Here is a 7,719-nt window from a genome sequence, read left to right on the forward strand (position 1 = left end):
CTGACGATTGTCCGGCCAGCAACCTTCATTAAGGTAGCAAATAGGTCTCTTTCACAGGTTTGCTAGAACGACACCTGAGTTCGCGGTCAATTGGGCAGAGGGTTCTGACCGGCAAAAAGGCTGCGACTGTAGCAGGTTTAGTCGAAAAAAAGCTGCACAACCCGAACGGCTTACCCTACTTATTGAGGAGGGCAAATGCCCCAACGCCGACCAACTTCCATAGAACTTTAATTTTTCCTGGCCTATGCTTGACTTGACTTGGCTGGATCCCCTTGTCCAGCACTTTCAACTGGGGGATCCGGATCCACCCGAAGCCATCCGAGTGGGCCTCATTCACCAGACCTGGAAACTCAATACCTCTGAGGGATCCTTCATTGCCCAGCGCCTTCATCCCCGTTTGGATCCTGCTGCCACCGAAGACGGTCAAGCCGTCGGCCAATGGCTAAGGCAACAAGGCTTCCCCGTGCCCCAATTTCGCCGCGCTCGGGATGGATCCCTGCATTTGAGCTGGGCAGAAGGGCTGTGGCGGGTTATGGAGTGTCTGCCGGGATCCTCGCATTCAACCCCGCCCGATGGGAGTTACCTGGAAGAGGCAGGGGCAGCTGTTGGACGCTTGCACCGGCTCTTGGCCCAGTGGCAATATCGCTTTCGCTTCCAGATCCCGCATTTTCACGACACGGCCCACCTTTGGCAACAGCTCCGCCAGCGCGACCCGGCGCCAGAAGTGCGAGCAGAATGGCAATTTTTAATCGAAACTGTGCCGCACCTTTTGCTGCCCTCAGGGATCCCAACGCAGATCATCCATGGCGATCTCAAGTTCAACAACTTTTTGTTCGACGAGCAGGGGCGATTTGTGGGTCTGGTGGATCTGGACACCTTTATGTATCACAACCTCTACGTTGAACTGGGAGATGCTTTGCGCTCCTGGGGTAAACGAGGCAATACCTTTCAGCCCAAGGCGATCCTGGCGGGGTTGCGGGGCTATGCCCAAACCGGCAACCTGCACACCCTACAACCAGAACTCATCATCCAAGGGATCCAACTGATTACCCTGGAATTGGGGATCCGCTTTCTGCAGGATTGGTTCGAGGACTGCTACTGGAATTGGGATCCGCAGCGGTACCCAAGTCGCAAAGCCCATAACCTAGCCCGCTGCCAACAGCAAATTTGCCTGTATCAAGACCTCACCCAGATGGCGCCCCAACTGCTGGAGCCCATGCGCGCCCTCGTTGCAGCAGCAAGGGAATTGGCTTTCGGTTAATTTAAATTTATGTTAATTTAGAAGCAGCTTCCTCTTCGTTGCGCGATCCCTATGAGCAGCCTTCAACTTCCCCGCTGGTTGGAATTGGCACTGCCTTTTTTTCACCCTGTGCTGATGATTTTGGCCTTTGCCCTGGCTCTGTATGCCCTCTACCTGGGGCTACAGGCGCGGCGGGTGCGCACCGCCTCGGCAGAAGAACGCAAGGAGCTGATCAAAGGGAAGTTTGCTCAGCGGCACTTCCTGGCCGGATCCCTGTTTCTGGTGTTCATGGTGTTCGGAGCCCTGGGCGGCATGGGGGTCACCTACCTCAACAACGGCAAGCTGTTTGTCGGGCCTCACCTGCTGGCCGGCTTGGGCATTGTCGCCTTGGTGGCCAGCTCGGCGGCTTTGGCGCCGCTGATGAAGGATGGCCAGAAGGTTTGGGCCCGCAATGTTCACCTGATGCTTAACGCGGTGATTTTGGCGATCTTGGGTTGGCAGGCGGTGACCGGCTTTCAGATTGTGCAGCGCATCGTCAACCAGATGCTGACCGCCCCTCAGGTAGCCTGACCCGCTTTGGGCAGAGGCAGTTGCCAGAGAAGGCGTCCATGTCAAAATAGACGCTGTCTCCCTCTCCTTGGGTTGGAGAGGGACGCTTTCTCCAGGTACTTAGCCCCAGTCAACGGTTTTCTCATGTCTGTCAGCCCTCTTCCCAGTTGGGTCAAGCGTTCCATCGGCAAGGCCAGCGATATCTCGGCGGTGCAGCAGGTGGTCAAGCAGCGGGGCCTGCACACCATCTGCGAAGAGGGGCGCTGTCCCAATCGGGCGGAGTGCTACAGCCAAAAGACCGCCACCTTTCTGCTCATGGGCGGGATCTGCACCCGCGCCTGTTCGTTTTGTCAGGTGGCCGGTGGGCGGCCTGCACCGTTGGATCCCGCAGAGCCGGAAAAGGTGGCCGAGGCGGTTGAGCTGCTGGGTCTCCGCTATGTGGTGCTCACCTCGGTAGCCCGCGACGACCTGCCCGACCAGGGATCCGGTCGCTTCGTGGAGGTGATGCAGGCGATCCGGCGGCGCTGCCCCGGCACCCAGATCGAGGTGCTCACCCCCGACTTTCGCGGCGATCGCGACTGCATTGCCCGTGTGGTGGCCGCTCAGCCCGTCTGCTACAACCACAACATCGAAACCGTGCGGCGGCTGTCGCAGGCGGTGCGGCGCAGCTCCGGCTACGACCTATCCTTGCGGGTTTTGCGAACGGTGAAGGAGCTGGATCCCGGCCTGCCCACCAAGTCCGGCCTGATGCTGGGGCATGGGGAAACCCGCGCAGAAGTGCTGGAAACCTTCCGGGATCTGCTGGCGGTGGGGTGCGACCGGCTCACCCTGGGGCAATATTTGCAGCCTTCCTTGGCCCACCGCCCTGTGGAGCGCTACTGGACGCCGGAGGAGTTTGCCGAGCTGGGCCAGATCGCCCGTGAGATGGGGTTTCGCCAGGTGCGCTCCGGGCCATTGGTGCGCAGCTCCTACCACGCTGCTGAAATGGTGCAGAACTAGGCGAGAGAACTGGGCAAAGGCGGTGCGCCGTCTGTCGTAGCCGGCTTTTCCCGTCCGAGCAGGGCATGAAGACCTGCCCCTAGACCGAAGGCTTGGGCCGCAAACCGGCTGAGCGCCTGCGGCGCCAGGGATCCCAGGCGGTATAAACTTGCCCCCGCCACCAAACCCGGCAAAAGGCCGTTGCCCCAGTCTCCCCACAGCCAGGAGCTCATCCCTTCGGCGCACAGCAGCAGCGCCCCATTGAGCAGCAGCGGTCGCCCCAGCCCTTCGCGAAAAGAGACCAGCGCCTTCCATAGGGCTTCCCAGGGCAGATGCAAGCGTACCCCCAAGCCCAACAGCCACAGGCCATCCAGCAGCGGGGCCAGCAGCAAATCCCACCCCAGCGGCGCCAGGCCCACCGCGATCCCCTTGCCGAGGGCAACAACCTTGCCCCATTGCTCTACAAAGCGGGCGTGATGCTGCCATTGTTTTTCCAGAATCTGGGCCTGAACCCAATCCAGCCGCCTCAAGACGTTCAAGGCCAGGAGGGAGCCCGCCTCCGTTTGCAAAATCTCCACAATGCGCCCCCGCAGAGTCTCAATTTGGGGTGCGGGCCGTTCCCACTCCAGGGTGATGCGGCCATCCGGCCAGTGGGTGCGCACTTTCAGAGGTTTTGGGCAAGCGGCGACGGTCAGGATCTCCTGCGGCGACACCCAGCCCAGGTGGCGGCTGATCTGGGCGCGAATCGCCTGCAATTCGGCTTCTGAATAGAGATCGCACTTGTTCAACACCAGCAGGATGGGCTTGTGCAGGGTGCGCAGCTCCAACAGGGCTTGGTATTCCAACTGGGTTAGGTCGGTGGCGATGACAAACAAGATCAAATCTGCCGAGCGGGCCACGTCCCAGGCCAACTGTTCGCGGGCTGCGCCTTCTACTTCGTTCAAACCCGGAGTATCCACCAGCCTCACCCGCCAAGGGATCTCCGGATCCGGTTGCCACAGCAGAGATTGGGGCCGTTGGGTGACCCCATTCAGGGGCCCTACCTCCAGCCGCGCCTCGCCGATCAGGGCATTCAGAACGGCTGACTTGCCGCGGTTGACCAGCCCGAACACCGCAATGGCAAACAGGCGGGCGGTGAGGCGCTTGCGCAAAGCTGATAAAGCTCTCAACTCCGGCTGCACATCCTGACGCCTGGCCAGAGATTGCCAGTGATCCCAGCAACTGTGCAAAACCGTTTCGGCTTGGGCGAGAGGAGGGGTCATAGACAGGGGCAAAGGACTAACCCTCACTCTAGAGGGAATTGCACCCCAGGGCCAGCCGTTTCTCCCCCCCAGCGTGGGGAACCGCCTGGCTCACAGAATAGGGCATGATGGCTTTAGGCTTCTGCTGGCTTTCCTATGCTGTATCGCCTTTCCCCCTCTCTGAAATGGCTCCGCATCGGTGGATCCCATCGTTCTAAGCAAGAGCGCCAGATCGTGCGCAGCCTGCTGGCCTTTGCCGGGGCGCTGTTGGTTGCGGATGTTGTGCTCCTGAGCGCCCTTCATTAGTCGGATGGGCAGGTTGGTCGTTGCTAATTCCGAATAAGTCTGAGACACCTCCCTACCCCTCTGCGCTGCCACAAGCAAAGGGGAGGGGATTTAAGGGCTGGCGGGCGGTTACCTGCAGCTTTTTCCGGCGTTATCTGCTGCAGTCATGTGGATCGATCTCTTGCGTAGGTAAGGCTCCCGCTTGGCTACAGAGCTCCCATAAAGTTCGGAAAAAGCTATATCTCAAACCCAATGAAGACACATCAGGACAGCTTGGTAGCCCCGCACTTTAGCGCGGGGACGAGAAGCCCGTAGGCAAGTTTAGTTGCTCTACTACTAATAATGCTCGTCAACTTATCGTTCCCAAGCACCTACTACGGTGAAAAACCCGATCCGTGCATTGGGGAACGAGAAGGAACGAAAAGTAAGCAGAATCTTGAGGTTTTGCCTCAAGTGACTGTCTAGGGGCGTCTTGACAACGCCTTTGCGAGTCCGTTTGTGGACTGCGTAAGAATCCCCCGACTTCAGTCGGAGGGAGTGTCAATCCAAGCCGCTTCCCTCACCCCCAGCCCCTCTCCCTCTGGGAGAGGGGGGTTGGGGAGCGGCATGACGAAAGGCTGCACGGGATCCCTTGTGCTGCGGGGAGGGGGGTTGGATCGGGAATAATGGAAGCGGCCTAAGCCGGGAGGGTCAGGTTTTCCCGGAGCTGAGGCTGGTGTTCTTTTTCCCTTGAGGCCGGCTATGGTTTTGCAGGAGGCGGCGGGCGTGCCCCGCATCAACGCGCGCGAGTCGGATGCTTTCGACATTTTCAACCTGAAGCATTATCTCGGCCCCAACCCCTACCTGGATACAGCCGCTTTCACCTTCGACTTTGCCCTCACCCAGTGCCCCCAGCCGCTGCCTATTGAGGCCTACCTGTCCAAGGTCTGCTCCTATTTTCCCTCCTTGCAGGAGGGATCCTATCCTTCCTATGCCCATTTGTTTGCTCGGCTGGTGGCGGAGGTGAACCGGCTGCAGATGGATCTGCACTTGCAGCGGTGGAGCTGTCACCCGTTTCCAGAGTACGTGCGCATTGCGGTGCAGACCTTGCACGGGCGTACCACTCGTGCTGCGGTCTATTTTGCCTGGGATTGGCTGGAGGCCATCGCCCAGGGGGAGCCCTTCGACGTTGAGGGGGAGATGCGTCGCCTGCAGCAACTGTTTCGCGACTCGGTGTACGGCGGGCCGACGGTCTATGCCCTCTTGCGGGCTGCGCACGAACGCGGGATCCCTGCCTGCTACCTGTGGGATGAAGGGGTCATGCAGTATGGCTATGGGCGCAACCAAGTGCGAGGGGTGGCCACCACCTTTCACTGCGACAGCCATCTCGACTCTGACTTCACCACCCGCAAAGACGATTGCAAGGCCTTTCTGGCGGCGCAAGGGTTCCCCGTGCCCCAGGGGGAGGTGGTTACTTCTTTGGCAGAGGCTTTGCCATTGGCGCAGGAAATCGGCTATCCGGTGGTGCTCAAGCCGGTGGCCGGCCACAAGGGGATCGGGGTGACAGCAGGCATTCAAACCCCAGAAGAATTGGCCTTTGCCTACAGTGCAGCGGTGGCAGCCATTCCCCCTGAGCAGCCGATCCGGCTGATCCTGGAAAAGCATCTGCAGGGCAGCGATTTTCGCCTGTTGTGTGTGGGCGGGCGCTTTGTGGCGGCCACAGAACGACGCCCGGCCTCGGTAACCGGCGATGGCCACAGCAGCATTGGGCAACTGATCGAGCAGGCCAACCGGGATCCCGCCCGCTGGGATACCCCCACTTCTCCGCTGGGGCCGATCCAGTGGGACGAGGCGATGGAGCGCTTTCTGGCGGAGCAGGGCCTGACGGCGGACAGCGTGCTGGAACCAGGGCGGACGGTCTACCTGCGCAAGGTGTCCAATCTTTCGGCGGGGGGGGTGAGCCGCGATGTCACGGCCACCGTCCATCCCGACAACGTGGTTTTGGCCCAAACCATTGCCCAGCAGTTCTCGCTGGTGTGCTTGGGCATCGATGTCATCGCCACCAGCCTAGAGCGCTCCTGGAAAGAGGGATCCCTGGGCATTATCGAGATCAATGCCGCACCGGGTGTGCTCATGCACCAAAAGCCGGCGATGGGCACGGGCGTGGATGTGCCAGGGGCGATCCTCGACCACCTGTTCCCCAAGACGGCCCGCATCCCAATTTTGACCTTCAACCGCCTTACCTTGGCCGAGGCGCACACCCTGGTGGAGCACATTCTGTCCCACCGTCCCGGCAGATGGGTAGGATGCGTCTGTCGGGAGGGCGTGCTGCTGAACCACAGCTTTAGGCCCCTGAACGGCAGCCTCTTTCGCCAGGCGAAAACCCTGCTGCGCCATCCCCACCTGGATCTGCTGTTGGCAGAAGCCGACGAAGAGACCCTGGAGCGGGAGGGCTTGGCCTACGAAGGCAGCGACTTGGTGGTGCTGCGGGATCCCTCCGATAAAGAGCTGCAAACCCTGAAGCGGCAGCTCAACCCCGACGGTGCCCTGTTCTTGCAACGGGAGTCCACCCTAACGTTGACGGTGGCCGGCCAGGTGGAGCGGTTTGAGCTGCCAGGAACAGACCTGCAGATGGGGATCCTGCTGCGATCCATGACTCTGCGGATCATCTGCAGAACCCTCAGCCAGATGCTGAAGAACTGGTCTGGCTGAGGCGAGGGATCCCTGTTGGGAAAAAGGCTAACCCTGCACCCCTCGGCAAGAAACGCTATCATAGAAGTCCAATGAGTAGGCTACCTTGGTAAAACCGCAAGAGGCAGGTCGGATGGATTGGGTAGAAAAAGTCCTGGAAAAGCTCCGCGAATGGGTAGAACGGGTGATCGATACCCTGCTAGGCCATCCTCAGCCCCAACCGGCACCCATTCCGGTAGAAAATGGATCCCATCGTCGTCGTTAATCCGACTGCCATTGCCACCGGCGGCGAGACCCTGAGCCTGCTGGTGTTGCACGGCCCCAACCTCAACCTGCTGGGAGTGCGCGAGGTGGGCATTTACGGCTCGGTATCCTTGGAGCAGCTCGATCAGGCTCTGCATCAGCAGGCAGAAAGGCTGGGGGCAAGATTGGAAATTCTGCAGTCCAACCATGAAGGGGTGCTCATCGATGCCATTCACCACGCGCGCCAGCGCCATGCCGGTATTTTGATCAACCCCGGCGCCTACACCCACACCAGCATTGCCCTCCGAGATGCCATTGCCGCCGTGGGACTGCCCACCGTGGAAGTTCACCTGAGCAACATCCACCGCCGCGAGTCCTTCCGGCAGCACTCCTACATTGCCGCCGTAGCGGTTGGGCAAATCAGCGGTTTTGGGGCGCAAAGCTATCTGTTGGGATTACAAGCTCTGGTGCAGCACCTGCGCCTGCAATCGGCGTAGGTGCCCGCAACTGTCC

At 60.2% G+C, this 7,719-nt stretch carries 8 protein-coding genes; 7 read left to right on the forward strand and 1 reads right to left on the reverse strand.

All coding sequences use genetic code 11. The features are described 5' to 3' along the window. The first annotated feature begins 244 nt into the window (after positions 1-244). From NW857_RS11585 to lipA, 3 genes are all read left to right on the forward strand, one after another. Positions 245-1,261: a phosphotransferase enzyme family protein gene (locus NW857_RS11585; protein ID WP_414335710.1), complete on the forward strand. Its 1,017-nt coding sequence runs from the start codon at positions 245-247 to the stop codon at positions 1,259-1,261. 51 nt (positions 1,262-1,312) lie between these two features. Next, complete coding sequence (locus NW857_RS11590) at positions 1,313-1,810, forward strand: DUF4079 domain-containing protein (protein WP_414335709.1); 498 nt, start codon at positions 1,313-1,315, stop codon at positions 1,808-1,810. A 123-nt stretch (positions 1,811-1,933) separates the two neighbouring features. Further along, complete coding sequence (gene lipA / locus NW857_RS11595; protein ID WP_414336742.1) at positions 1,934-2,788, forward strand: lipoyl synthase; 855 nt, start codon at positions 1,934-1,936, stop codon at positions 2,786-2,788. Here lipA and NW857_RS11600 read toward each other — a convergent pair. Continuing rightward, on the reverse strand, positions 2,785-4,029 hold the full coding sequence (locus NW857_RS11600) for an Era-like GTP-binding protein (protein WP_414335705.1): 1,245 nt from the start codon (positions 4,027-4,029) through the stop codon (positions 2,785-2,787). The two genes, lipA and NW857_RS11600, sit on opposite strands and share 4 nt — an antisense overlap. Before the next feature lie 135 nt (positions 4,030-4,164). On the opposite strand from NW857_RS11600, the gene NW857_RS11605 reads away from it, so the two are divergent. From NW857_RS11605 to aroQ, 4 genes are all read left to right on the forward strand, one after another. Next, positions 4,165-4,314, forward strand: a complete 150-nt coding sequence (locus tag NW857_RS11605) for a hypothetical protein (RefSeq protein ID WP_414335704.1) — start codon at positions 4,165-4,167, stop codon at positions 4,312-4,314. A 720-nt stretch (positions 4,315-5,034) separates the two neighbouring features. Then, entirely contained in the window at positions 5,035-6,984 is a 1,950-nt protein-coding gene (locus NW857_RS11610) for an acetate--CoA ligase family protein (RefSeq protein ID WP_414369007.1), read from the forward strand. Between the two features lie 112 nt (positions 6,985-7,096). Further along, complete coding sequence (locus tag NW857_RS11615) at positions 7,097-7,228, forward strand: hypothetical protein (RefSeq protein WP_414335702.1); 132 nt, start codon at positions 7,097-7,099, stop codon at positions 7,226-7,228. Continuing rightward, positions 7,206-7,703: a type II 3-dehydroquinate dehydratase gene (gene aroQ, locus NW857_RS11620; RefSeq protein ID WP_414335700.1), complete on the forward strand. Its 498-nt coding sequence runs from the start codon at positions 7,206-7,208 to the stop codon at positions 7,701-7,703. The genes NW857_RS11615 and aroQ overlap by 23 nt, the downstream gene beginning before the upstream one ends. Positions 7,704-7,719: the final 16 nt, after the last annotated feature.

It is taken from the genome of Synechococcus sp. H55.9, assembly GCF_047462355.1.
Lineage (GTDB): Bacteria > Cyanobacteriota > Cyanobacteriia > Thermostichales > Thermostichaceae > Thermostichus.

Excerpts from the sequence above, each read along its gene's own strand:
- NW857_RS11585 (WP_414335710.1), top strand. The coding sequence starts at position 245 with ATGCTTGACTTGACTTGGCTGGATCCCCTTGTCCAGCACTTTCAACTG.
- NW857_RS11590 (WP_414335709.1), top strand. The coding sequence starts at position 1,313 with ATGAGCAGCCTTCAACTTCCCCGCTGGTTGGAATTGGCACTGCCTTTT.
- lipA (WP_414336742.1), top strand. The coding sequence starts at position 1,934 with ATGTCTGTCAGCCCTCTTCCCAGTTGGGTCAAGCGTTCCATCGGCAAG.
- NW857_RS11600 (WP_414335705.1), bottom strand. The coding sequence starts at position 4,029 with ATGACCCCTCCTCTCGCCCAAGCCGAAACGGTTTTGCACAGTTGCTGG.
- NW857_RS11605 (WP_414335704.1), top strand. The coding sequence starts at position 4,165 with ATGCTGTATCGCCTTTCCCCCTCTCTGAAATGGCTCCGCATCGGTGGA.
- NW857_RS11610 (WP_414369007.1), top strand. The coding sequence starts at position 5,035 with ATGGTTTTGCAGGAGGCGGCGGGCGTGCCCCGCATCAACGCGCGCGAG.
- NW857_RS11615 (WP_414335702.1), top strand. The coding sequence starts at position 7,097 with ATGGATTGGGTAGAAAAAGTCCTGGAAAAGCTCCGCGAATGGGTAGAA.
- aroQ (WP_414335700.1), top strand. The coding sequence starts at position 7,206 with ATGGATCCCATCGTCGTCGTTAATCCGACTGCCATTGCCACCGGCGGC.